The sequence below is a fragment of the Paenibacillus sp. MMS20-IR301 genome (genome assembly GCF_032302195.1).
Lineage (GTDB): Bacteria > Bacillota > Bacilli > Paenibacillales > Paenibacillaceae > Paenibacillus_AQ.
Genome location: NZ_CP135275.1, coordinates 5,161,342 through 5,184,004, shown reverse-complemented (window position 1 = coordinate 5,184,004; position 22,663 = coordinate 5,161,342). Strand labels below are relative to the sequence as shown.

Genomic DNA, 22,663 nt, shown 5'->3' with positions numbered 1-22,663 from the left:
CTCTCTACGATAACATAAAACAGCCGCCGGCTTCATCTGCTGTACAGGCGCAGCAGCTCGGCTTGACAGCCAGCTAATCTGAACAGCCCCTTCTTGGCAGAGGGGGCTGTTTCTGCTATACACTGCGGCCTGTATTCTTCCTGCGGAGCATAATTATGGCGAATAGGAGAAGGGGCGGCGGGGGATAATCAGATCAATAGGAACGGACAGGAGTGACAGCTGTGAAGAATAAAAATGCTGCAATGAACAGTAAGCCTGCGGGCAAAGTATTGTCCACTCAGCCGTTGAGTCCCCTGCTCGATGATACGGTGGCGCTTTTCCGGACGATATTTAACAATGACGGAACCTTGCGGGTCCGGGTGATTGAGAGCAGGAATGAGCTGCCGGTCCGTTGCGGCCTGGTCTATGTGGATGGAATGATCGACAGGGATCTTATTCAGAACGGGATCACGAGGCCGGTAATGAGCCATAAGTTCAGAGAAGAAGACTGCAGCGATGCTGCCGGGCTGATGGAGGTCATCCGCAAGGAGGTTATTGATATCAGCGATACTATGGTCTCTACGGATCAGGATGAGCTGGTAGGAGCCATTGTCAGCGGCAAAACGGTATTCCTTCTGGACGGCTACGCCGGGGCGCTGATTGTGAATGCCCAGGGCTGGGAGACCAGAGCCATAACGGAGCCTGAGACGGAAAGAGCGGTAAGGGGGCCAAGGGAGGGCTTCACCGAATCGCTGCTGGTCAATTTGACACTGATCCGCCGCAGAATACAGAACTCTGATCTGAAATTTGTATTCACGAATGTCGGAACGCGGTCCAAAACGCAGACCTGTATCTGCTACATGGAGAGTCTGGCCTCTCCCGATATCCTTAAGGAGCTTTACGGCCGGCTGGAGCGGGTAGAGATTGACCATGTGCTGGATACAGGATATCTGGCGGAGTTAATCCGGGATGAGCCGTATTCCCCGTTTGAGATGATCGGCAATACCGAGCGGCCGGATGCGCTGGTAAGCAAAATGATGGAGGGCAGAATAGGCCTGCTGATTGAGGGTACCCCCTTTGCTTTAACGCTGCCCTATGTATTTGTGGAGAACTTTCAGGCCAGCGAGGATTATTATATCAACTATTATTATGCCTCGTTCAACCGGATGCTCAGGGTTCTGGGGGCGTTCATGTCGATCACGATCCCGGCCGGCTATGTCGCGCTTGTGACCTATGCACAGGAAATGGTTCCTACACTGCTGCTATTAAGCATCGCCAATGCCAGGCTGTCTGTTCCGTTTCCTACCGTGGTTGAGGCACTGATTATGCTGACGATCTTCGAGGTGCTGCGCGAAGCGGGGGCACGGATTCCGACCTCCATCGGCCAGGCCGTCAGTATCGTTGGGGCGCTTGTGCTGGGACAGGCGGCTGTAGATGCGCGGATTGTCAGTGCGCCGATGGTCATTGTTGTCGGGTTGACAGGGATTACAACCCTGCTGAATCCAAGGCTGACCGGGCCGCTGATTATCGTCAGGCTGGGGCTGCTCGCCAGTACTTTTTTCCTGGGAACCTATGGATACTTCTTCGGATTGCTTGGACTGGTGGTTCATCTGATGAGCCTGCGCTCCTTCGGTGTCCCCTATATGCTGGGAGTCGGCTCCATCCGGCCGCAGGATATTAAGGATACTGCAGTCCGTGCACCCTGGTGGGATATGTACCTGCGTCCGGCGATCATCGGGGCACGCAACATGAAGCGGAAGAAGAGCAGCAAGCCGGTTAAGCGGATATGAAGAACCAGCGGCGGCTGTTGCTTGTACCGGTGGTCCTGCTGCTGCTGTTCTGTCTCCCGGGCTGCTGGAACTACAGTGAAGTTGATGATATGTCGATCGTGGCCGGCGTGGCCATTGACCGGAACCAAGCGGACGGCAAGCTGCTTCTGACAGCGGAGATTGTGGATACTAACGGAGGAACGGACAGGGCTGAGGCAGGGGTCAAAGTCATTAGCCTCAGCGGTGACACCATGTTCGAAATTGTCCGCAACATGATTTCCCTGACCGGCAAGAAGCTGTTCTGGAGCCATGCCAAATGCATTATTATCAGCGAGGAGCTGGCCAGGGAGGGTCTGGTCAAGGTAGTGGACTGGTACAGCCGGGATACGGAAACAAGATCGGATGTATTTATTTTTGTGTCAGGTGGGAAGACTGCCCGTGAGATTCTCAAGCCGAACAGCAAGAATAATGAGATCGTATCTTTTGAGCTGGCCCAGATCATGCGGGACGAGAAATTTACCAGCTCGGCACCGGTTGTGGAAATCTGGGATTTCATCGACAAGCTGGAAACATCAGGAAACAGTGCAATCGCGCCAATGGTGCACATCCATGAGAGAGACGGTGGCCAGTATAAAAAGGTGGAGGGAACCGCCATCTTCGTGAAGGACAGAATGGTCGGCCGGCTGGACGGGGAAGAGAGCAAGAGTATGCTCGTAATCAAAAATGCGCTGCAGGGCGGGGTAATTGCAGTAGAGGATAAGCACGGCAAGCCTGCTTATTCTCTTGAGGTGATCTCGAATCAGACAAAGGTAAAGCCCAGCATGGCAGGGGATGAGCTGCAGATTCAGATTAAGTCGCTGACCAAAACCGGACTGGACGAAGTGATGAACGCTGACGGCTTCCTGGCAGGTGAGAGCATTGATGATATTGAGGCTAGAGCCGGCCGGGATCTGCAGGAGAAGCTGCTGGCGGTTATTCATAAGATTCAGCGGGAGTATGATGCTGATATTTGTGGTTTTGGCGAAAAGATTCATGAGAACAATCCTGGTATCTGGAAAAAGGTCAAAGGGAACTGGCCGCAAAGATTCGCTGAAATGGATGTGACGGTCAGCTCTAAAGTGGTCATCCAGAGTACAGCCAAAACATCGCGGGCCATCAGACTGGGGGATTAGTCATGTTGATTTTTATCGTGATCCTGTATGGGGTTATGGCTGTGCTTGACCCTTACGGGCTGCTGAAGCGGGGGATGAAGCGGGATTTCTTCGTCTGCTCTGCACTCTTCCTGATTTCATTCTCGCTGGCGTTTGCCCTGGCCATGCACTGGGAGATTCCAAGCCCTTCGCCGCTGTTTGTCAGTTGGATTAAAAAGCTATACTAGAGCACGCTCCAGAAGGAGGCGGTACGCATGAGCAAGGAGATTATACCGGCAGGACAATCCATCAGCATAGTTGTATTGTTTATAAGCGGCAGCTCGCTGTTCATGGGAACGTCGGGGGAGTCCGGCAACAGCAGCTGGATTGCGCTGATTTTTGCTATCGCGCTGGCGGTCCCGCTCATGCTTATCTACGCGCGGCTCCATGTTCTTTTCCCGGGCAAGGATCTGTTTGAAATGCTGATTGAAGTATTCGGGGGAGTCGCGGGGCGCGTGTTATCCTGCCTCTATATATGGTATGCCCTCCATCTGGGAGCACTGGTGCTGCGGAATTTCGGTGAATTCAGCAAGACGGTGGCTCTGACCTCTACTCCAATGATTGCCCCGATGCTGGTCATTGGCCTGCTGTGCATCTGGGTGGTCATTGCCGGGCTTGAAGTGCTGGGGCGGAGTGCGAAATTTCTGCTGCTGTTCTCTTTAATAGTGATCGTGGTTATTCAGCTGCTGTCCATTCCGAGATATGAATATCATCACCTGAAGCCGCTGCTCGGGGGCGGGTGGGGACCTATTTTTGCAGATACAGCCGGTGCCTTCACCTTCCCCTTTGCAGAGATAGTGGTCTTCCTGGGGGCATTCAACGGACTGCCGGCCAAAGGCTCAGCCAAGCGGGTAATGCTAAGCGGTATGCTGATTGCCGGGGGCATCATTATTATTGTTACGATACGCAATATACTTGTGCTGGGGCCGGACATCCTGTCCAGCCTGTATTTCCCCTCTTACGTGGCGGTCAGCCGGATTAATATTGGCGATTTCCTTAGCCGGATTGAAGGCTCGGCAGCGATAGTCTTTGTGACGGCGCTGTTCATTAAGGTCAGCCTGTGCCTGTATGTAACCTGTAACGGACTAAGCAAGGTGCTTGGTCTGAAAAGCTACCGGTCTGTTGTGCTGCAGACAGGACTCATAATGGTGTATCTTTCGGATTTTATCTACACTAATATTATGCAGATGCAGGAGTTTGCCTATCACATCTATAAGGTGTATGCTCTTCCGTTCGAGGTGTTTATCCCGGTCACTCTGTGGATTATTGCGGAGCTTCTGGCCCGCAGAGCCGGCCGCAGGCAGGCGGCCTCAAATCAACAGCAGCCTTAGCATGTGGTGAATATAGTGTTTTGCGGTCTCCGTGAAGTAACTGAATCAACGTATGAGCCAGCCCCGCTTTGCGGGGTTATTCGTATTACCAACCTTTTGGGAAGTTGGCTATAATGAGAGATAGAGAGTGCAGCTGCACAGGTAGATGAAAGGCGTGAACGCAAATGAGTGTATCAGGTATCGTGATGTCCTCGAACTGGGGCAGGGACGTAAGACATAAGTATATTTCTCAAGGCTCAAAGACGCTGGCCGTTGTGTTCCCGGGACAAAACTATTCGGCCGAACGTCCGCTGCTGGAGTATGCGGGCAAGCTGGCCCGGGAATACGGCTGTGACCTGCTGCTGCTGGAATACGGCTATCAGAGTGCAAGGGCGGCCTTCAAGCGTGAGGAGATGGATATTGTTGCCGCAGAGTGCAGGGTGGCGCTGGCTTCGCTTCCTGAATACGAGAGGCTGCTGTTCATCAGCAAAAGCATGGGGGCGGTTATTGCAGGCAAGGTGGCGGAAGAGGCCGGCACAGGTAAAAAAATCTCCCACCTGTTCCTCACACCCACGGCAGACGGGCTTCCTTATATGAAGCAGAGCCGGGGCAGCGTTATTTACGGCGGAAGCGATCCGCTGTTCACTGAGCAGCATTCTGCTGAGCTTGGCGGCCTGAAGCAGATGCGCGTATACCGGATTGATGATGCCAATCATTCGCTGGAGGTAGGCAGTGTCAATGAATCGCTGGCTGTGCTGCTGGTAGTTATCAACTTCTATCATGAGTTTTTCCGGGATTCACTGGAGGAATAAGCCGTAAAGGAGAGAAAGAATAATGATTATGGAAGCGGCAATGCTGCAGGTGAAGCCGGGGCTGGCGGGGGAGTTTGAACAGAGCTTCAGGGAAGCCTCGCCGCTGATCTCCTCTATCGAGGGATATTTGGGGCATGAGCTGCAGCACTGTATCGAGGATGAGCATAAATACCTGCTGCTCGTCTGGTGGCGCAGCCTGGAGGACCATACGACCGGCTTCCGGGAATCGGCCCAGTATCAGCAGTGGAAGGCGCTATTGCATCATTATTACAGTCCGTTCCCGGTAGTGGAGCACTTCACCCGGGTCAATCTGGAGTAAGGAAGAGGCGAGCAGGCTGTTAGGGAACGTAATCGGGGAAGGCCGGACGGCGGAGGTTCTGGAGTACGGGGAAGGAAGAATTCTTAAGCTCTACCGGGAGGAGGTCCCCGGGCATCATGTGGACTGGGAATACCGTATAAGCAACTTTGTATATGAACAAGGCGTAAGTACCCCGAAGACTTACGGGCAGATTACGGCGGAAGGCAGGCAGGGCATTGTCTATCAGCAGATCCATGGGCCTTCGCTGCTGAAGCTGATCGGTGCGAAGCCGTGGCTTATTGCCAGCTGCGGGAGGCAGATGGCGGCTCTGCACCACAGCCTTCATCAGCTTGAGGGTATCGGGGAGGACGGAGAACAGAAGAAGCGGCTTGCGCAGAATATTATAGCAGCTCCAATGCTGGATATGGACGAGAAGTCGAAGATCCTGTCACAGCTGAGACTGCTCCCGGACGGGAATAAGCTGTGTCACGGGGATTTCCATCCGGACAATGTACTGAAGGATGACAGGCTGTGGATTATTGACTGGATGACTGCTGTTCCAGGAGAGCCGGCGGCTGATGCTGCACGGACCCTGATTATGTTCAGCATAGGAGCCGTACCTAAGCATGCCTCATTCTTCAGCAAGCTGTTCCTCGGAATCGCCAGGAAGCGGATGACCAGCCAGTACCTGCGGGAATATTTGCGGTTATCGGGATTATCCATGAAGGACATTAATCCCTGGGTATTGCCGGTAGCAGCGGCAAGGCTGGTAGAATGGCTGCCCGTATCCGAGAAAGAGCAGCTTGTCCGCGAGATCCGCAGACGGCTGAGATGATTGCCTTCCGGCAAATAATGCTACAGAGAAATGGGAGGTGAGCTAATGATTACATATATTGCGCTGCTGCGCGGGATTAATGTCGGCGGACACAAGCTGATCAAGATGCAGGAGCTGAAGGCTTTGTTCAGCTCGCTGCAGTACGAGAATGTGCGGACGTATATTCAGTCCGGCAATGTGGTATTTGAGAGCGGTGAGACTTCAGCCGGGCAGCTGGCAGAGGCAATCAGCCGGGGGATTGAGGAGACATTCGGCTTCGAGGTGCCCGTAATCATCCGGACCCTGGAGGAGCTGGAGGCAGCAATTGCCGGCAATCCGTTTCCACTGACACAGCCGGAGGAGTTCAAACGCCTGTATGTTTCCTTTTTGGAGACTGAGCCGGCGGCTGAGGCACTGGAGAAGATCCGCCCCTACGAGGACGGCGCGGACAAGCTGTGTGTTCACGGTAAAGAAATGTACACCCTATATGAGGTAAGTGTAAGCGAGTCGCCGCTGTTCAAGGTGCCGCTCGATAAACTGCTGGGAACAACCCTGACTGCACGCAACTGGAATACGCTGAATAAGGTGGCGGCATTAGCCCGCAAGCCGTAGCCCTGCTTCAGGGAGGCTAAGCTCTACACTATATATTGCAGCCCCGCTTCTATCCTTTGACCTGCCGCTGTTTGAGCGGTGCGGAGGATCGGGCGGGGCTGTTTGTTATGCATTGTGGAGACCCTTGTTTCAGCAAACATTCAGCTTGTATTCATTATGAGTTAAGGTAAGGATGCCATAATACACCTAGAGTAAGGTAGAAGGCGAACCCGGTCAGGCGAGGCCCGGCCGGCTGTTCAAGAAGCAGTGATTGGAGTGGTTAGCCGATGAATGTACTTAAAAAGCTGGGTTCTGATGTCGTATTGCTGGGTATTCTGCTGCTGGCGGCTGTTCTGTACGGATATGGAATCTGGAATGATCAATATGTGAATACGTATTATACAACCGCAGTAGGGAGCATGCTGCAAAGCTTTCACAATTTTTTCTTTGCCTCTCTTGATTCTGCCGGTTCCGTAACCGTTGATAAGCCGCCGGTAACGTTCTGGATTCAGAGTCTTAGCGCACTGATCTTCGGCCTGCACGGCTGGAGCGTGATTCTGCCCCAGGCGCTGGGCGGTGCAGGTTCAGTCCTGCTTGTCTATCTGCTGGTGAAGCCGTCCTTTGGTCTGGCTGCTGCACGGCTGGCAGCCTTGGCTATGGCAGCGACGCCGGTAGCGGCGGCGGTAAGCCGCACGAATAATATTGATGCGCTGCTGGTATTCACCCTGCTGCTGGCGGCATGGTTTCTGTTCAGAGGCACATGGGTTCACCGGATGGGCAGTGTGCTCACTGCATTCGGGCTGATCGGTGTAGCCTTCAATGAGAAGATGCTGCAGGCTTATATGGTTGTGCCGGCCTTTTATCTCTTCTACCTCCTGGCAGCTAGGGCCAGCTGGAAGAAGAGAATCGCTACACTTGCGGCTTCAACCGCTGTGCTGCTGGCAGTCTCGCTCTCCTGGGCGGTCATCGTGGATTCCATACCTGCGGAGAAGCGGCCATATATCGGGAGCAGCGGTACCAATTCAGTGCTCAATCTGGCATTTGGCTATAATGGTGTCTCCCGCCTGACCGGTAACCGGAGCACAGGCGGCAGCGGTGATGGCGGAGGGATGAACGGCGGAGGAATGCCCGCGATGAACGGGAATATGCCGGAGTTCAGCGGTGAAATGCCGGGCATGAACGGAACCGGCAGCCGTGGTATGGCGCCGGGACAAACCGGCGGAATGCAGGGCGGAGATGACGGCAGCCGGACTGATGGCGGAGGACGCGGGTTCGGCGGCGGAGCCGGGCAGGATGGACGGGGCGGTATGAACGGCGGCGGTGGCGGGATGTTCAACACAGGTACAGCCGGCCCGCTGCGCTTGTTCCAATCGGAGCTGTCCGGTCAGGCCAGCTGGCTGCTGCCGTTCGTGCTGTTCGGCTGCATCTCCATATTCGCCAGCCTGCGCCGGAGGAACTTTACGCAGAAGCATAAAGAAGCCTTGTTCTGGCTTGCCTGGCTGGTACCGGCCATGGGCTTCTTCAGCATAGCCGGATTCTTCCACCAGTACTATCTGATTATGATGGCACCGCCTGTGGCGGCACTGGCCGGTGCAGGCTGGCTGCAGCTCTGGAGCTATTATAAGGAGCGGCAGGGCTGGCTGTCCTGGCTGCTGCCGGCAGCCGTACTGGCGACCACTGCACTCCAGGTGTATATTATCCGGCCGTATGATGATACCATCGGCAGCGGCTGGTCCGCCGGTGTGCTGATTGCGGGAGCCGCAGCTGCCGTGCTGCTTCTGCTTATGCGGATATTCAAGCTGAACAAGACGGCTGTACTTCGTGCAGCAGCAGTATCCGGGCTTCTCGTGCTGCTGATTGGCCCGCTGTATTGGTCCTTTACCCCGATTGTTTACGGGAATAACAGCATGACCCCGGCAGCCGGTCCGGACAGCAGCGGTTTTGGCGGCATGGGCGGCGGCAGAAACAGCTCGCCGGGCGTCAATGAAAGCTTACTGGCTTATCTTAAGGAGCATAACAGCGGTGAGAAGTACTTGTTCGCCGCTATGGATTACGGCACCGCCGGTCCTTATATTATTGACGAGAATGAGTCCGTTGTAATTCTTAACGGCTTCAATGCATCGGACACACCCTACACGGTAGACAGCCTTAAGGCGCTTGTTGCGAGCGGTCAAGTGAAGTACTTCCTGGTCAGCAGCGGCGGAAACGGCGGCGGGCGTGGCGGCGGCAACTCTGAAATCACCTCCTGGATTACCGGGAATGGCACAGAGGTTCCGGCAGCAGACTGGCAGGGGACAGAAAGCGGCGGAAGCGGTACATTATACGAAGTGACCCTTAACTAAGATACCAGGCTACACCCGGAGTGTGCGCGCATCATCCTGAGGCCGTACGCTTCCCTATTACATTTGAGGAGGAGCTGCCATGAGTATGAACATGCGCTATTCCATAATTATACCGATGTTCAATGAAGAAGCTGTCATTCAGGAAACCTACCGCCGGCTGAAAAAGGTCATGGGCATGACCGGAGAATCCTATGAGCTGCTGTTCGTCAACGACGGCAGCACCGATAACTGTGCCCAGATGATTGAGGAATACAGCTATTGGGATGAGAGTGTGAAGCTGATCGATTTGTCCCGGAATTTCGGCCACCAGATTGCCATTACAGCGGGGATGGATTACGCGCTGGGCGATGCTGTCGTCATTATTGATGCGGATTTGCAGGACCCGCCGGAGCTGATCCTGGATATGATTGTGGAGTGGAAGCAAGGCTATGAGGTCGTATATGCGAAACGTGTTAAACGCAAGGGAGAGTCCCTGTTCAAGAAATGGACCGCCAGCCTCTTTTACCGGGTGCTCCGCTATTCAACAGACATCTCTATCCCTGTCGACACCGGTGATTTCCGCCTGATTGACCGCAAGGTCTGTGATGAGCTGAAACGTCTGCCGGAGAAAAACCGGTTTGTCCGCGGCCTGGTCAGCTGGGTCGGCTTCCGCCAGAAGGCTATCGAATACGAGCGTGAGGAGCGGCTGGCCGGCGAGACCAAATATCCGCTCAAACGGATGATTAAGCTGTCACTGGACGGGATCACCTCCTTTTCCTATAAACCGCTGAAGCTGGCCGGATATCTGGGAGCGCTGCTGTCTGCCTCAGGATTTCTGTACCTTATGTATGTGCTCTACCTGGCGATCTTTACGGACGCAGCCGTTAAAGGCTGGGCGTCGATGATTGGCATTACCCTCACGTTCAACGGCTTCGTCCTGATCATGCTGGGCGTGCTTGGCGAGTATGTCGGGCGGATTTATGACGAGTCGAAGGGCCGTCCGCTCTACATTGTTCAGGATTTCTACGGCGGTAAGCCACAGGCCAATGCGCGGAAGCACCGGGTTGCCCATCTGAACAAATCCTAAGGCAGTGCAGTAATTCTCAGTTTGGAGCGGCTGCTACGGACCGGGGAGACACTTGATTTTCTCTATAAAAATAAAAATAAACCGCCCCCTCTGCTGTAGAGAAGGGCGGTTTGTTATGGATAATAAATAATGGAGAGCTACGCCTTGAGCAGGTCGTGATCGACATACCGCGCGCCGTTCAGCTCGCTGATGATATTGACGGCCACCTTGGCACCGTCTCCGGCAGTAATAATCGCGTGAACACTTACACCGGCAACGGTTCCGGCTGCCCAGATGCCTTCAATATTAGTTTTTCCTTCAGCGGTAACAGCGATTACGGTTTTGATTCTCGGCTCTGTGCCGTCTTTGGTTTCTACCCCGGCCTTGGCAGCAAGATCCGTCAGAACGCCTGTAGCCAGAACCACATGCTTAGCCTCGTAGGAAGCCCCGCTCTCCGTCTCAATAATAAAGCCTTCCCCGCCTGCAGCCAGACTGACCGCCTGCCCCTCAACCAGCTCGGCTCCGAATTTCACCGCCTGCTTATGTCCGGTTTCTACGAGGTCCGGTCCGCCGATTTCGCTGATTCCGTAATAGTTCTCATACCAGCCTCTGCGGGTCATGCCTTTGTCATTGTCGATCAGCAGTGTGGTTTTGCCTGCCTTGGCGGCGAATAAAGCGGCACTTGCCCCGGCAGGACCGGCTCCAATAATGGCGATTTCGTACATGATGTAACCTCCTAAAAGTTTTGTGAGCTTATAGTATTATATCGTTAATTACGGATCATTAGCTAATTTGTCAGGCAGGGCAGGGAGACTTTGAAGGTACTGCCTTTGCCCGGAGTGCTGCTCACAGTAATTTCACCCAGATGCGCCTCAACAATCGACTTGGTGATGGATAATCCAAGGCCCGACCCGCCGTATTTCCTGGTACGGGATGAATCGCTGCGGTAGAAACGCTCGAAGATATGCGGGAGATGCTCCGCTGTGATGCCGGGACCGTTATCCTTCACGGCCAGCTCGGCCACCCGGCCTTCGGCATGCAGCGAGACATGGATTGCACCGGAGCCGGCATCTGTATGCTGTACGGCATTATGGAACAGATTCAGAATAACCTGCTTGATTTTATCAGGATCGAAAGAACCGCGTATGCCATAGGAAATGTCGAATTTCACATCACGGTTCCCCGCCAGCACCTTGAGCTGGGGCTGCATTTCATCAACCAGCTCACCCAGCAGCAGCTCCTTAACCCTCAGCTGCGGGGCACCGTCCATCCGGGCCAGCAGCAGCAGATCCTCTACCAGCTTGTTGATCCGCTTGGCCTCCCCGTGCATGCTGTTCAGTGCATTGTACAGCTGTTCACGGTTATCGGCGGCCCCACGGAGCAGCACCTCCAGAAATCCGTAAATGGAAGTAAGCGGTGTCCGCAGCTCATGGGAGGCATCAGCAGCGAACCGGCGCATCTGCTCTTTGGCCTCGCGTTCATTGTGAAAGGAAATTTCCAGCCGCTCCAGCATTCCGTTGAATGACTGGGAGAGCTTGTCGATTTCAAGCTGGCCCTGGTCTACCGGAAAGCGCACATTCAGATTGCCCGCATCGATAATCTGGGCAGACTCGCCCATATTCGATAAAGGCACCAGCGTCTTGCGCAGTGCCGGGAGGTACAGGAACAATCCGGCCAGCAGGGCGACTACAGATAATGCGCCGAAAATAAACAGCTGCTGTACAATCACATCCCGCAGCGGTCCGGTTTCCACGCTCATCTGCAGCAGCATTTTGCCTTCTCCCGGCATACCCAGGTTCATGAAAACGGCCAAATGCTCACTGCCGTCTGCCGCGGTGATCAGCCGGTATTTCCCGGTGACCTTGTCCGTCTTCAGCTTCAGAAGGGCGTTATACTCAGCGTTGCTCATTCTGGGCGCTGCCGAAGCGGACAATGTTTCTTCCTGCATATCCTTGAAGCTGCCATCAGAGCTGTAGATGGCTATGGTGGTATGGGCATCAAGCAGCAGCGGACGGCGGTCCCCGTAGAACCGCTTGTTGCCGGGCGTGATGCCGGCATTGTCGCCGCCCGGGAGAGCTGCCCCGTTCTGGGGACTGCTGCCCGTGTTATTGCCCATACCCGCGGTATTGCCGTCAGGCATTAAGAGATTATTAAAAAATAAATCGCGCGGCACAGAGCGCATCTGTGTTTCCATCGCTTCAGCCCGGTTGCTGTAGATGAAATTCCGCATCAGCGCGTATTGCAGCACCCCGATCAGGATGAGCAGAGCGGAGAGGATCAGCAGCGAGGTGGCCAGCAGCTGCTTGCGAAGAGAGCGCGGCGCGTGCAGCTTGCTGACAATGCCCAGAGTCCGCTTAATCATATGAGGTCTACCCGGTACCCCGCACCGCGAAGGGTGCGGATAATCCGGTGCTCCTTGTCACCGAGCTTCTCCCGGAGGGAGCGGATATAGACCTCGACAATATTCTCCTCGCCGCCGAAATCATAGCCCCAGACCTTGTCCAGAATCATGGGTTTGCTCAGCACGAGCCCATGGTTAATGACCAGATACTGCAGCAGCTCGTATTCCGTTGGTGACAGCTCCAGCACTTCGTCTTTGTGGCGGATCTCCTTGCGGCGGCCGTCAATCCGGAACGGGCCGCAGCGCACCTCACCGAGCAGGCCAGGGAACTGGTTGCGCAGCCGGGCCTGAATCCGGGCCAGCAGCTCATCGAAGCTGAACGGCTTGACCATATAATCATCTGCACCGAGGGACAGGCCCTTGACCCGGTCATCCACCTCATCCTTGGCGGTCAGCATAATTACGGCGATTTCCGCCTCTTCAGAGCGGAGATAACGGCAGACCTCGAAGCCGTCCATCCCGGGCATCATCACATCAAGAATAACAACATGCGGCTTGAACTCGGCAGCCAGCGCAACTGCACTGGCCCCGTCCGGGGCAGTCTGTACCTCGAAGCCTTCATTAATTAATCCAAGCTCCAGAAACTGGAGTATATGAGGTTCGTCATCTACCAGAAGCAGCCTTACGCCTTGTGCAGCTTTCATGAGCGTTTCCTCCATATTCAGTAATTATTATCCCTGCATTATATCTCCGGACGTTGAATGTTTGCTGAAAAAAGGCGGATTCAGGCCAGCCTCCGATTCAGAAAGTTAATTCAGGTTTAATCATAATGGTTAATCTAATTATACTATTAATAAGGAATCCAGTTAGAATTTAAAAGTTTCGGAGCGGACAAAAAGGGTTTTGACGGCGGATATAGAACACTTTACAATAGGGATATAGGCCGGGTTTTTGGGGTTTTTCTGAAGAAACGGCAAATTCTCTTTTATCTCTGTTTTCTCCCCGTTTTGCATCGTATTTATCCCTGTCACAAGCAATTTTTATGGTTTGCTTCTTTCCGCTTCACTTCTTATGAGTTTCTATATTGGGTCTAACCTTCACCGCACTATTCATTCAACCTATTTATTACATGTTTCATTACCCATATGTCAAGGAGGCTCTTCCATGAAGAAAAAAGAGATGGTAGCCATGCTATTGGCGGGAGGCCAAGGGAAAAGGTTGAAGGGATTAACCAAATCGCTTGCCAAGCCGGCTGTTTATTTTGGGGGGACATACCGCATTATTGATTTCCCCTTAAGCAACTGCTCCAATTCGGGTATCGATACAGTTGGCGTACTGACACAGTATGAACCGCTGGTGCTGCATTCGTATATTGGTGTAGGCAGTGACTGGGATTTGAACCGCAAGGATGGCGGAGTATTTGTCCTGCCGCCGCATGAGCGGGAGAATGGAAGCAGCTGGTACCGGGGAACGGCAGACGCGATTTACCGCAATCTTAAATTTGTAGATCAATTTGATCCGGAGCATGTACTGATTCTGTCCGGAGACCATATTTACAAGATGGACTATAATGCTATGCTGCAATACCACAAATCCAAGGATGCCGATTGCACGATTTCGGTCATTGATGTTCCGCTGGAGGAAGCGAGCCGCTTCGGTATTTTGAACACGGAAGACGATCTGAAAATTTACGAATTTGATGAAAAGCCTGCCAAGCCGAAAAGCACACTTGCCTCCATGGGTGTATATATATTTAAATGGGATGTTCTCCGTAAATATCTGCTTGCTGACGGGGAGAATGCCGGCTCCTCGCATGACTTCGGGAAGGACATCATTCCGATGATGCTGGATGACGGCAATTCGCTGTATGCTTATCCATTCGAAGGCTACTGGAGAGATGTTGGTACCGTAGCAAGCCTGTGGGAAGCCAACATGGACCTGCTGAGTGATGTGCCTCCGCTGAATCTGAATGATACCGGCTGGAGAATCTTCACCCGCAATCCAAATCAGCCGGCACAATATGTGGCCCCGGGAGCGAAGGTCTCCAGCTGCATTATCAACGAGGGCTGCACCGTATACGGTGAGGTTAAGCATTCGGTGCTCTTCTACGGGGTAGAGGTGGGCGAGGGCAGTGTTATTACCGATTCCGTAATTATGCCCAAGGTCAAAATCGGTAAAAACGTCAGAATTCACAAAGCGATCATCAGTGAGAACACAGTCATTGAGGATTATATGGAAATCGGCGTCGAACGGGAGAATGAGGATGAAATTCTGCTGATCGACAAACGGAACAAAAAGACTAAATCAGCTGCAGCCAAAACCATATAATCACAAATAGGGCGGGGGATACCGATGAAAGAGCTTATGGGCGTCATTAATCTTGATCATGAACTGGATAATCTAAATGAACTTACCTACTTCCGCTGTGGTGCAGCGGTCCCATTCGCCAGCCGTTACCGGCTGATTGACTTCGTCTTATCCAACATGATGCATGCAGAGCTGGAGAGCGTAGGGCTGTTTGTCCGGCGCAAATACCGCTCGCTGATGGACCATCTCGGTGACGGCAAGTCCTGGGATATGAACCGCAAGCATGGCGGATTATTCATTTTGCCGCCGGACTGGAACGACCCTACGGACACCTCCCTGGGTGATCTGCAGCATTATCATAACAATCTGGATTTCTTCAAAAGAGCAGCAGCCAAATACATCGTATTCTCCGGCAGCCAGCATATTAACACGGTTGATTTGCAGGATGTCTATCAATATCACCTGGAACAGGGCGCTGATGTTACCATGGTCTACAAGCAGATTGATCATCTCCAGCCGGAGCATGATCCCTGCCTGCGGGTTGAGGTCAGTGATGATAATAAAGTAACGAATATCCACCACGAGAAGCATCATCCCAATGTATATCTGGATATTTTCATTATGGAGAAGAAGCTGTTCCTGGAGCAGGTGGAGCACTGCATTGCCCATGGTGAAAGCTATTTCTTCCGTGATGCGATTCAGAAGAACCGCCACAAATTCAAAATTTCCGCATATGAATATAAAGGTTACCATTCAGTGATCAACTCTTTGGAGAGCTATTACAAGAACAGCCTGGAGCTGCTGAAGCAGGATAATTACTTCGGCCTGTTCAAAGAGAATCCGGTGCAGACCAAGATTAAATATGAAGCGCCTACCCGCTATCTGGACAGCGCCTCGGTCAGTAATTCGCTGGTAGCAAACGGCTGCATTATTGCCGGAACGGTGGAGAACAGCGTAATCTTCCGTGGCGTGCAGGTCCGTAAAGGCGCCAAAATCATCAACTCTGTAATCATGCAGAAATGTGTAATTGAAGAGAATGCCGTGATTGAGAATGTGATCATGGATAAAGATGTACATCTGAGCAAGGAGCGGATTCTCGTCGGCGACAGCAGGCGGCCGTTTGTCATTGCCAAGAGCAGCAAGATATAATATCTGGATCAGAGGAACTGTGCTATAGGGCAGTTCTTCTGATCCAGTGTTGTAATAGGATATATTTTTCCACAAATATAATTATCTGTTAGGAGGAACCTGCTGTTGTTCAACGATAAAGAGACTTTCAAACAAGTGTTCCGCGAGAAACTCATCGGAAAATTAGGCAAACCGCTTGAAGAGGCTTCGAATGCCGATATTTATAATATCCTCGGCAATATGATCCGCGAGAATGCCGGTAAGAACTGGGCGGACACCAATCAGAAGTTCAAAGTTGATAAGGATAAGCAGGTATATTATTTCTCCATGGAGTTTCTGATCGGCAGGCTGCTGGGCAATAACCTGCTCAATATGGGTGTGCTGGAGGTTGTCCGTGAAGGTCTCGCAGAGCTTGGTTTCTGTCTGCAGGATATTGAAGAGGTAGAAGCCGATGCAGGGCTTGGCAACGGCGGTCTGGGCCGTCTGGCTGCCTGCTTCCTGGATTCGCTGGCTTCGCTGCAATATGCCGGCCATGGCTGCGGCATCCGCTACAAATACGGCCTGTTCGAGCAAAAGATTGTGGACGGCTATCAGGTTGAGCTGCCGGATTACTGGCTGCGCAATGATAATGTGTGGGAAGTGCGCCGTGAAGACAAACAGGTTGAAGTACGGTTCTGGGGGCAGGTTGAGACCCGCTGGGAGAACGGGGAGCTGTTCTTTGAGCACAAGGGCTATGAAGCGGTTCGGGCCGTTCCGTATGATATTCCCGTAATTGGTGCAGACCGCAGACATGTGAATACGCTGCGTAACTGGAGCGCTGAGTCCATTACTGAGCCTACAAGAGTGTTCGGCTCCCGGGGCGGGACGGATTATCACAAATTCCTGGAATACAAGCGCTCCGTAGAATCAATCTCGGAATTCCTCTATCCGGATGATTCCGAATATGAAGGCAAGCTGCTCCGGCTGAAGCAGCAGTACTTCTTATGCAGTGCAGGGCTGCAGAGTATCATGCGGACCTTCGCCAAGACAGGTGCTCCTATCGACAGCCTGCCAGACAAGGTGGCCCTGCACATTAATGACACGCACCCGACGCTGCTGATTCCTGAACTGATGCGTATACTGATGGATGTGCATGGTCTCGGCTGGGATCAGGCCTGGGGCATGACAACCAGAATGGTATCGTATACCAACCATACCATCCTTAGCGAGGCGCTGGAGAAATGGCCGATTAATATGGTAAGAGAGCTGCTGCCGCGCATCTTCCTCATTATTGAGGAGATCAATGCCCGGTTCTGCGGGGAGCTGATGAGCAAGTATCCGGGGGATCAGAACCGGATCAATCAGATGGCTATCATCCACGATGATCAGGTGCGGATGGCGCATCTGGCGATTGTAGCCAGCCACAGCGTTAACGGTGTAGCGGCGCTGCATACCGAAATTTTGCAAAAGCGGGAGATGCGCCTGTTCAACGAAATGTATCCGCACCGCTTCAATAACAAAACGAACGGGATAACGCACCGCCGCTGGCTGCAGCATGCCAATCCGGAGCTGGCCGGGCTGATTAGTGAAGCTATCGGCACCCGCTGGATTCATCATCCGCAAGAGATGATCGGACTGATTAAGTACAGTGAGGATGCTTCGTTCCAGGAGCAGATTGCTGCAATCAAACGCCGTAACAAGCTGCGGCTTGCTGAGTACATCACCCAGAAGCACGGCGTCCAGGTAGATCCTGATTCCATCTTCGATGTACAGGTCAAGCGCCTGCATGCCTATAAGCGCCAGCTGTTGAATGTGCTGCATATTATGCATCTGTACAATCAGATCAAGGATAATCCTTCTCTGAATATCGTGCCGCGCACATTCATCTTCGGTGCGAAGGCAGCTCCAAGCTACCATCTGGCCAAACGGGTTATTAAGCTGATCAATACCGTAGCCGATGTGGTGAACAATGACCCGGACATTAACGGGAAGATCCGGATCTTCTTCCTGGAGAATTATTCGGTATCCCTTGCGGAGAAGATTATTCCGGCTGCGGATGTCAGTGAGCAGATTTCTACGGCGAGTAAGGAAGCCTCAGGTACCGGGAATATGAAATTCATGATGAACGGCGCCCTGACCATCGGAACGATGGATGGAGCGAATGTAGAGATGCATGAAATGGTAGGGGATAATAACATGTTCCTCTTCGGCCTGCGGGCTGAGCAGGTGCTGGATTATTATCAGTACGGCGGGTACCACTCCCGTGACATCTACTACGGCGACAGCCGGGTGAAGGAAGTATTGGACCAGCTGGTTAACCCGGGGCCGATCTGCTCCAACAGCCAGGAGTTCGATGCGCTCTACCAGTCGCTGATTGACCATAATGACGAGTTCTTCGTCCTTAAGGACTTCGCCAGCTACGTGGAGACACATGTTAAGATTGACCTGGCCTACCGCAACCAGAAGGAATGGCTCAAGAAGTCAATTATCAATATCGGCCATTCCGGTAAATTCTCCAGTGACAATACGATCAGCCGCTATGCTGCGGAGATTTGGAACATCCATCCGCTCCGGGTATAACCACTGCAGACCAAATAGAGGCCGAAGCACTGCTATAGCAGCTGCTTCGGCCTCTGTTTGTACCTTAAGGACAAGGCGGAGGATAATCTAGAGTACCTCGGATACCATCGCTGCGAACCGCTCAAGGAAGCGGCGTTCCTCATCGTCGAAGCGGTGTTTAAGCGGGCTGTCAATATCCAGTACGCCATAAAGCGTATCGCCCTTAATCAGCGGAACCACAATTTCACTGTTCGATGCAGCATCACAGGCGATATGCCCGGGGAAGGCGTGAACATCGCCTACAACCAGCGTCCGGCGTTCTGAAGCAGCTGTGCCGCATACACCGCGGCCAAGCGGAATGCGGATGCATGCCGGCAGTCCCTGGAAAGGACCCAGAACAAGCTCTTTGCCGTCAAATAAGTAGAAACCGGTCCAGTTGGTGTCCGGCAGAGAAAGCTTTAACAGCGCCGATGCATTAGCCAGATTGGCAATAACATTCGGCTCCCCTTCCATGAGTGCCGCGAGCTGGCCGAGAACGGCTTCGTGCCGTTCACTGCGCGTGCCGTCATAAGGCATAGCTTGAAACATGAAGCATCACCTTCCTGTAGCTTGAGTCAGTATGAATCCATAACTGTTAACTTACAAGATAGTACAGCGGAATGCAATACGTCAAGCATTAACGGTATTTTCCGGTTCATGGAAGAACAGGGAGAAGTATGATGGGCGTCTGCTGATGTTTCCGGCATCCCTGTGCCGGGTAATGCTTTTATAAATACAACAGGCTTGTAGCCGGAAGGAGTGGAATATGCGCGCCGATGTACAGAACTTGTTTATAGGAATCCATATGCTGTATTGTGCACATGAGAGGAATTTGACACTGACGGAGATGCAGCCTGAGCTGGAGGAACTGGGATACAGGGTAGCTGAACGCGAAGTGAAACAGGAGCTGGAAAGGCTGACCCAGGAGAATTTTCTTACAGCCCATGGTGAAGCATACAGTATTACCGGAACGGGAATTGAGGAATTCAAGGCGATTCAGGCTAAGCTTGGAGTGCTGTGTGCCGAGGTGCTTAAGCCCGTTAAGGCCGCGGGGGCATCAGGTTAACCGTCAATTTCTCGGGCAGGTGACAGCTTGTACTTAAAAATATCGTACAGCGTCTGATCGCGCGGCAGCAAGCCGCACGGGGCAGGCGCTATTTTGTGTACAGATTTCGCTTAAGAGAATGCTGACATCTGATGTATACTTATAAGAAGGAAGGGGGCTGGGACATGTATGAATGCGGTGGAGTCATTCCGGATTTAAGCGGACGGAGAGTGCGGCTGCAGGCAATGGCTCAAGCAGATGCAGGAGCGCTGTTTGAGATTTGGCAGCATCCTGCGGTTGCCCCCTGGCTGAATTCCCCTCCGCTCTCCTCAGCCCGTGATGCTGAAGCACTGATTGCTCTGCTGGCACAAATGGCCTGCGAGGAGGAAAGCCTGCGCTGGAGCATCAGGGGACCCGGAGGGGAAGTAATCGGCAGCTGCGGGTTCAATTACTGGCAGCTCCAGGGGGCTTACCGGGGGGAGATCGGCTTTGAGCTGTCCCCTGCTGCGGTGCGGCAAGGATATATGCGGGAAGCGCTGGAGCTGATACTGGACTTCGGCTTTGGTACGATGGGGCTGAACCGGATCGAAGCCTTGTGTCATCCGGATAACTTCCGTGCAGGGAAGCTGGTCACCGGGCTTGGCTTCAAGAAGGAAGGATTGCTGCGGGAGTATCTGCATACCTCTTCCGGCTATCAGGACGCCGTAATGTATGCCTTGCTGCGCGGGGAGCAGTTACCGCGCAGAGAATATGAAGAGAGGATTGGGACAGAGTGAAGGCACCAGGAGAAACAGAACGGAAGTTAATCTTTATTGGAGTGCTGCTGGCTACGTTTCTGGCAGCGATTGAAGGGACGGTAACCGGACCAGCCGGGCCGGCCATTGTCGGCGATTTCCAGGGCATGCAATGGCTCAGCTGGATATTCACCGCCTATCTGCTGGCGATGGCGGTTACGACGCCCATTTTTGGCAAACTGAGTGATTTGATCGGCCGCAAGCCCGTGTTTATTGGCGGTGCTGTGGTCTTTTTGGCGGGCTCACTGTTATGCGGAATTTCACAGAGCATGGAGCAGCTGATTATATTCCGGGGGATTCAGGGAATTGGTGCAGGTGCGCTAATTCCTATGACTTTTACGATTATCGGCGATATTTACAGTATTGAAGAACGGGCGAAGACACAGGGGCTGCTTAGCTCAGTCTGGGGGATATCCTCTCTGGTTGGACCGCTGCTTGGCGGTTATGTGGTTGATTATTTAAGCTGGCGCTGGGTATTCGTGTTCAATCTGCCCTTTGGCCTGCTGTCCATTATCTTTATCTGGCGTTACCTGAAGGAAGAGAAGGTGCGGCGCAAGACGAAAATCGATGTGGCCGGGGTGCTGCTGTTCGCGGCAGGTATGGGCGCGCTGCTCTTTGGCCTTACGTCAGGAGGGCAGAGTCTGGCCTGGAATTCACCGCTGCTGCTGGCCGTGCTCTGTGCTGCTGCTGTGCTGCTGGCGGCATTCCTGCTTGTGGAGCGGCGCGCAGAGGAGCCGATGCTGCCGCTTCAGCTATTCTCCATCCGCAATATTGCGGTTTCAACAGGCGCTAATCTGCTGGTCAGTACACTGATTATCGGGTTGTCGACCTATGTGCCGCTATGGGTACAAGGCGTATCCGGCAAAAGCGCGGCCCTCTCAGGCCTGCTGCTGGCCCCGATGTCCGTCGGCTGGATGCTGGGCTCGATCGCAGGCGGAAGACTAATTCTGCGTGCCGGTTCCCGCTTTACGGCAATGCTGGGGCTGTCACTGATTGTGGCTGCCGCTGCAGGACTTACCCTGATGAATGCAGATTCATCCCAGCTGCTGCTGCTGGTACTGATGTCATGCTGCGGTATAGGCTTCGGCTATGCTTCAACCGTCTTCACCATCATCGCCCAGTCCTCAGTAGAGCATGAGCAGCGCGGAGCCTCTACTGCACTGAACACCTTCACCCGTTCGCTTGGGCAGACGGTTGGGGTAGCCATCTTCGGGTCGTGGCTGAACTATAGTATCGACCGGAAGCTGGGGGAGGGGCCAGGTGCTTCCGCTGCCGGAGCGGATATTAACCAGCTGCTTAACCCGCATGGAGGAAGTGTTCTGTCCAGCGAAGCCTGGAGCAGTCTGCGGGATGCGCTGGAGAACGGCCTGCACTCCCTGTTCGTTGTAATGGCCGTGTTTGCTGTGATCTCACTCTTGATATCAGCCGGTCTGAACAAGGGAGTGCCGGCGATTCAAGAAAGAGCTGCGGGGGCTAAGCATTAACTGTTCAGCTTTGAATAATCAGCGGAGTACTACTCAGGGATACTATTAGCTTCAGCACTTCTGTAACTCAAAAACGGCTGCGTCATCCATCAGGATGACGCAGCCGTTCTCTTATTATTGCTATACCACAGATTAGTGAATAGATTCACAACCGCTCCGGCCTTAATTCAGCTATTTACGCGGAAGGGGGGAGAGCTTCTCAGCCTGCAGGCCCATCTTCTTAAGCAGCACAATCATTTGTTCCTTCTCTTCATCGCTTAGTCCGCTGAAGGCAAGATGCAGGCGTTCCGAATATTTCGGATACATCTCATTCATCAGGCGTTCACCCTCTGCAGTCAGCTCAGCAAAGATCACACGGCGGTCGCTGGGACAAGGCTTGCGCTGCAGATAACCGCGTTCTTCCAGCTTGTCGATTACATAAGTAACATTGCCGCTCTGCAGCAGCAGCTTGGCGCCAATCTGCTGGATCGGCTGAGGCCCTTTGTAATAAAGCACTTCCATAACAGCGAAGGCTGTTGGATTGAAGCCTTCGATCTTGCTGCCGGTAACGGCATGCTCGTTGATGCTCTTGAATGATTTGGCAAAAACCCTGTACAGATGCAGTGTCAATTGAGTATCGCGTTCATAAGATTGTATCATGCTTCTCCACCTCTATTGTTAATCGTCCGGGCTTCCCCGTACGGTTTGGAATACTGGCTTTACTTGATCTAGCTTTACAATACGTCAAACAAAGCATGAAGAACATGTCATTTGTCACAATAAGCACAGTTTTAATTATTAAAAATCAAACAATTATTTAATGGTGCGTCAATACTGCCGGTTTCAACCGGTTCCGAT

General features: G+C 53.0%; 21 protein-coding genes. 16 read left to right on the top strand and 5 right to left on the bottom strand.

The genetic code is table 11. The annotated features are described in order from the left end of the window. Positions 1-221: 221 nt before the first annotated feature. The 10 genes from LOS79_RS22080 (at position 222) to LOS79_RS22035 (ending at position 10,171) form a co-directional block, all read left to right on the top strand. Entirely contained in the window at positions 222-1,769 is a 1,548-nt protein-coding gene (locus LOS79_RS22080; RefSeq protein WP_315412355.1) for a spore germination protein, read from the top strand. Next, positions 1,766-2,920 carry a Ger(x)C family spore germination protein gene (locus LOS79_RS22075; protein ID WP_315412354.1) on the top strand — a complete coding sequence of 385 codons (1,155 nt, stop codon included), beginning with the start codon at positions 1,766-1,768 and terminating at the stop codon, positions 2,918-2,920. Before LOS79_RS22080 ends, LOS79_RS22075 begins: the two co-directional genes overlap by 4 nt. 2 nt (positions 2,921-2,922) lie before the next feature. After that, positions 2,923-3,126 (top strand): hypothetical protein, encoded by a 204-nt coding sequence (locus tag LOS79_RS22070; RefSeq protein ID WP_315412353.1) that lies wholly within the window; start codon positions 2,923-2,925, stop codon positions 3,124-3,126. Between the two features lie 27 nt (positions 3,127-3,153). Further along, positions 3,154-4,269 (top strand): GerAB/ArcD/ProY family transporter, encoded by a 1,116-nt coding sequence (locus LOS79_RS22065; protein ID WP_315412351.1) that lies wholly within the window; start codon positions 3,154-3,156, stop codon positions 4,267-4,269. A 164-nt stretch (positions 4,270-4,433) separates the two neighbouring features. Further along, positions 4,434-5,060 (top strand): BTB/POZ domain-containing protein, encoded by a 627-nt coding sequence (locus tag LOS79_RS22060; RefSeq protein WP_315412350.1) that lies wholly within the window; start codon positions 4,434-4,436, stop codon positions 5,058-5,060. Positions 5,061-5,082: 22 nt separating this feature from the next. After that, positions 5,083-5,379, top strand: coding sequence for an antibiotic biosynthesis monooxygenase family protein (locus LOS79_RS22055; RefSeq protein ID WP_315412349.1), 297 nt, complete (start codon positions 5,083-5,085; stop codon positions 5,377-5,379). Beyond that, positions 5,369-6,193 (top strand): phosphotransferase family protein, encoded by an 825-nt coding sequence (locus LOS79_RS22050; RefSeq protein WP_315422379.1) that lies wholly within the window; start codon positions 5,369-5,371, stop codon positions 6,191-6,193. Before LOS79_RS22055 ends, LOS79_RS22050 begins: the two co-directional genes overlap by 11 nt. Before the next feature lie 45 nt (positions 6,194-6,238). Continuing rightward, a complete protein-coding gene (locus LOS79_RS22045) occupies positions 6,239-6,784 on the top strand; it encodes a DUF1697 domain-containing protein (RefSeq protein ID WP_315412348.1) in 546 nt (181 codons plus the stop codon). A 266-nt stretch (positions 6,785-7,050) separates the two neighbouring features. Continuing rightward, a complete protein-coding gene (locus LOS79_RS22040) occupies positions 7,051-9,105 on the top strand; it encodes a glycosyltransferase family 39 protein (RefSeq protein ID WP_315412347.1) in 2,055 nt (684 codons plus the stop codon). A gap of 79 nt (positions 9,106-9,184) precedes the next feature. Continuing rightward, complete coding sequence (locus LOS79_RS22035; protein WP_315412346.1) at positions 9,185-10,171, top strand: glycosyltransferase family 2 protein; 987 nt, start codon at positions 9,185-9,187, stop codon at positions 10,169-10,171. A 137-nt stretch (positions 10,172-10,308) separates the two neighbouring features. Here LOS79_RS22035 and LOS79_RS22030 read toward each other — a convergent pair whose 3' ends face one another. The 3 genes from LOS79_RS22030 to LOS79_RS22020 all read right to left on the bottom strand — a co-directional run bounded on the left by LOS79_RS22030 (position 10,309) and on the right by LOS79_RS22020 (position 13,195). Then, positions 10,309-10,875, bottom strand: coding sequence for an FAD-dependent oxidoreductase (locus LOS79_RS22030; RefSeq protein WP_315412345.1), 567 nt, complete (start codon positions 10,873-10,875; stop codon positions 10,309-10,311). A 62-nt stretch (positions 10,876-10,937) separates the two neighbouring features. Further along, positions 10,938-12,512, bottom strand: coding sequence for a sensor histidine kinase (locus LOS79_RS22025; protein ID WP_315412344.1), 1,575 nt, complete (start codon positions 12,510-12,512; stop codon positions 10,938-10,940). Next, entirely contained in the window at positions 12,509-13,195 is a 687-nt protein-coding gene (locus tag LOS79_RS22020) for a response regulator transcription factor (RefSeq protein ID WP_315412342.1), read from the bottom strand. The genes LOS79_RS22025 and LOS79_RS22020 overlap by 4 nt, the downstream gene beginning before the upstream one ends. A 460-nt stretch (positions 13,196-13,655) precedes the next feature. Between LOS79_RS22020 and LOS79_RS22015 the strand changes: the two genes are divergently transcribed. The 3 genes from LOS79_RS22015 to LOS79_RS22005 all read left to right on the top strand — a co-directional run bounded on the left by LOS79_RS22015 (position 13,656) and on the right by LOS79_RS22005 (position 18,485). Further along, positions 13,656-14,819, top strand: a complete 1,164-nt coding sequence (locus tag LOS79_RS22015; RefSeq protein ID WP_315412340.1) for a glucose-1-phosphate adenylyltransferase — start codon at positions 13,656-13,658, stop codon at positions 14,817-14,819. Positions 14,820-14,843: 24 nt separating this feature from the next. Next, on the top strand, positions 14,844-15,947 hold the full coding sequence (gene glgD, locus LOS79_RS22010; protein WP_315412339.1) for a glucose-1-phosphate adenylyltransferase subunit GlgD: 1,104 nt from the start codon (positions 14,844-14,846) through the stop codon (positions 15,945-15,947). Positions 15,948-16,052: 105 nt separating this feature from the next. After that, complete coding sequence (locus LOS79_RS22005; protein ID WP_315412338.1) at positions 16,053-18,485, top strand: glycogen/starch/alpha-glucan phosphorylase; 2,433 nt, start codon at positions 16,053-16,055, stop codon at positions 18,483-18,485. A gap of 87 nt (positions 18,486-18,572) precedes the next feature. Here LOS79_RS22005 and LOS79_RS22000 read toward each other — a convergent pair whose 3' ends face one another. Further along, positions 18,573-19,052 (bottom strand): GAF domain-containing protein, encoded by a 480-nt coding sequence (locus tag LOS79_RS22000; RefSeq protein WP_315412337.1) that lies wholly within the window; start codon positions 19,050-19,052, stop codon positions 18,573-18,575. A 217-nt stretch (positions 19,053-19,269) separates the two neighbouring features. Here LOS79_RS22000 and LOS79_RS21995 point away from each other — a divergent pair, with 217 nt between their 5' ends. The 3 genes from LOS79_RS21995 to LOS79_RS21985 all read left to right on the top strand — a co-directional run bounded on the left by LOS79_RS21995 (position 19,270) and on the right by LOS79_RS21985 (position 21,826). Next, positions 19,270-19,569: a hypothetical protein gene (locus LOS79_RS21995; RefSeq protein WP_315412336.1), complete on the top strand. Its 300-nt coding sequence runs from the start codon at positions 19,270-19,272 to the stop codon at positions 19,567-19,569. Positions 19,570-19,733: 164 nt separating this feature from the next. Then, positions 19,734-20,324, top strand: a complete 591-nt coding sequence (locus LOS79_RS21990; RefSeq protein WP_315412335.1) for a GNAT family N-acetyltransferase — start codon at positions 19,734-19,736, stop codon at positions 20,322-20,324. Beyond that, a complete protein-coding gene (locus LOS79_RS21985) occupies positions 20,321-21,826 on the top strand; it encodes an MDR family MFS transporter (RefSeq protein WP_315412333.1) in 1,506 nt (501 codons plus the stop codon). The genes LOS79_RS21990 and LOS79_RS21985 overlap by 4 nt, the downstream gene beginning before the upstream one ends. 171 nt (positions 21,827-21,997) lie before the next feature. Here the strand turns inward: LOS79_RS21985 and LOS79_RS21980 are convergent, their stop codons facing one another. Beyond that, positions 21,998-22,465, bottom strand: a complete 468-nt coding sequence (locus LOS79_RS21980; RefSeq protein WP_066374506.1) for a MarR family winged helix-turn-helix transcriptional regulator — start codon at positions 22,463-22,465, stop codon at positions 21,998-22,000. Positions 22,466-22,663: the final 198 nt, after the last annotated feature.

Bases quoted from the DNA above. Each gene is read 5' to 3' on its own strand.
- LOS79_RS22075 (WP_315412354.1), top strand. From the start codon at position 1,766: ATGAAGAACCAGCGGCGGCTGTTGCTTGTACCGGTGGTCCTGCTGCTG.
- LOS79_RS22070 (WP_315412353.1), top strand. From the start codon at position 2,923: ATGTTGATTTTTATCGTGATCCTGTATGGGGTTATGGCTGTGCTTGAC.
- LOS79_RS22065 (WP_315412351.1), top strand. From the start codon at position 3,154: ATGAGCAAGGAGATTATACCGGCAGGACAATCCATCAGCATAGTTGTA.
- LOS79_RS22060 (WP_315412350.1), top strand. From the start codon at position 4,434: ATGAGTGTATCAGGTATCGTGATGTCCTCGAACTGGGGCAGGGACGTA.
- LOS79_RS22055 (WP_315412349.1), top strand. From the start codon at position 5,083: ATGATTATGGAAGCGGCAATGCTGCAGGTGAAGCCGGGGCTGGCGGGG.
- LOS79_RS22045 (WP_315412348.1), top strand. From the start codon at position 6,239: ATGATTACATATATTGCGCTGCTGCGCGGGATTAATGTCGGCGGACAC.
- LOS79_RS22040 (WP_315412347.1), top strand. From the start codon at position 7,051: ATGAATGTACTTAAAAAGCTGGGTTCTGATGTCGTATTGCTGGGTATT.
- LOS79_RS22035 (WP_315412346.1), top strand. From the start codon at position 9,185: ATGAGTATGAACATGCGCTATTCCATAATTATACCGATGTTCAATGAA.
- LOS79_RS22030 (WP_315412345.1), bottom strand. From the start codon at position 10,875: ATGTACGAAATCGCCATTATTGGAGCCGGTCCTGCCGGGGCAAGTGCC.
- LOS79_RS22025 (WP_315412344.1), bottom strand. From the start codon at position 12,512: ATGATTAAGCGGACTCTGGGCATTGTCAGCAAGCTGCACGCGCCGCGC.
- LOS79_RS22020 (WP_315412342.1), bottom strand. From the start codon at position 13,195: ATGAAAGCTGCACAAGGCGTAAGGCTGCTTCTGGTAGATGACGAACCT.
- LOS79_RS22015 (WP_315412340.1), top strand. From the start codon at position 13,656: ATGAAGAAAAAAGAGATGGTAGCCATGCTATTGGCGGGAGGCCAAGGG.
- glgD (WP_315412339.1), top strand. From the start codon at position 14,844: ATGAAAGAGCTTATGGGCGTCATTAATCTTGATCATGAACTGGATAAT.
- LOS79_RS22000 (WP_315412337.1), bottom strand. From the start codon at position 19,052: ATGTTTCAAGCTATGCCTTATGACGGCACGCGCAGTGAACGGCACGAA.
- LOS79_RS21995 (WP_315412336.1), top strand. From the start codon at position 19,270: ATGCGCGCCGATGTACAGAACTTGTTTATAGGAATCCATATGCTGTAT.
- LOS79_RS21990 (WP_315412335.1), top strand. From the start codon at position 19,734: ATGTATGAATGCGGTGGAGTCATTCCGGATTTAAGCGGACGGAGAGTG.
- LOS79_RS21980 (WP_066374506.1), bottom strand. From the start codon at position 22,465: ATGATACAATCTTATGAACGCGATACTCAATTGACACTGCATCTGTAC.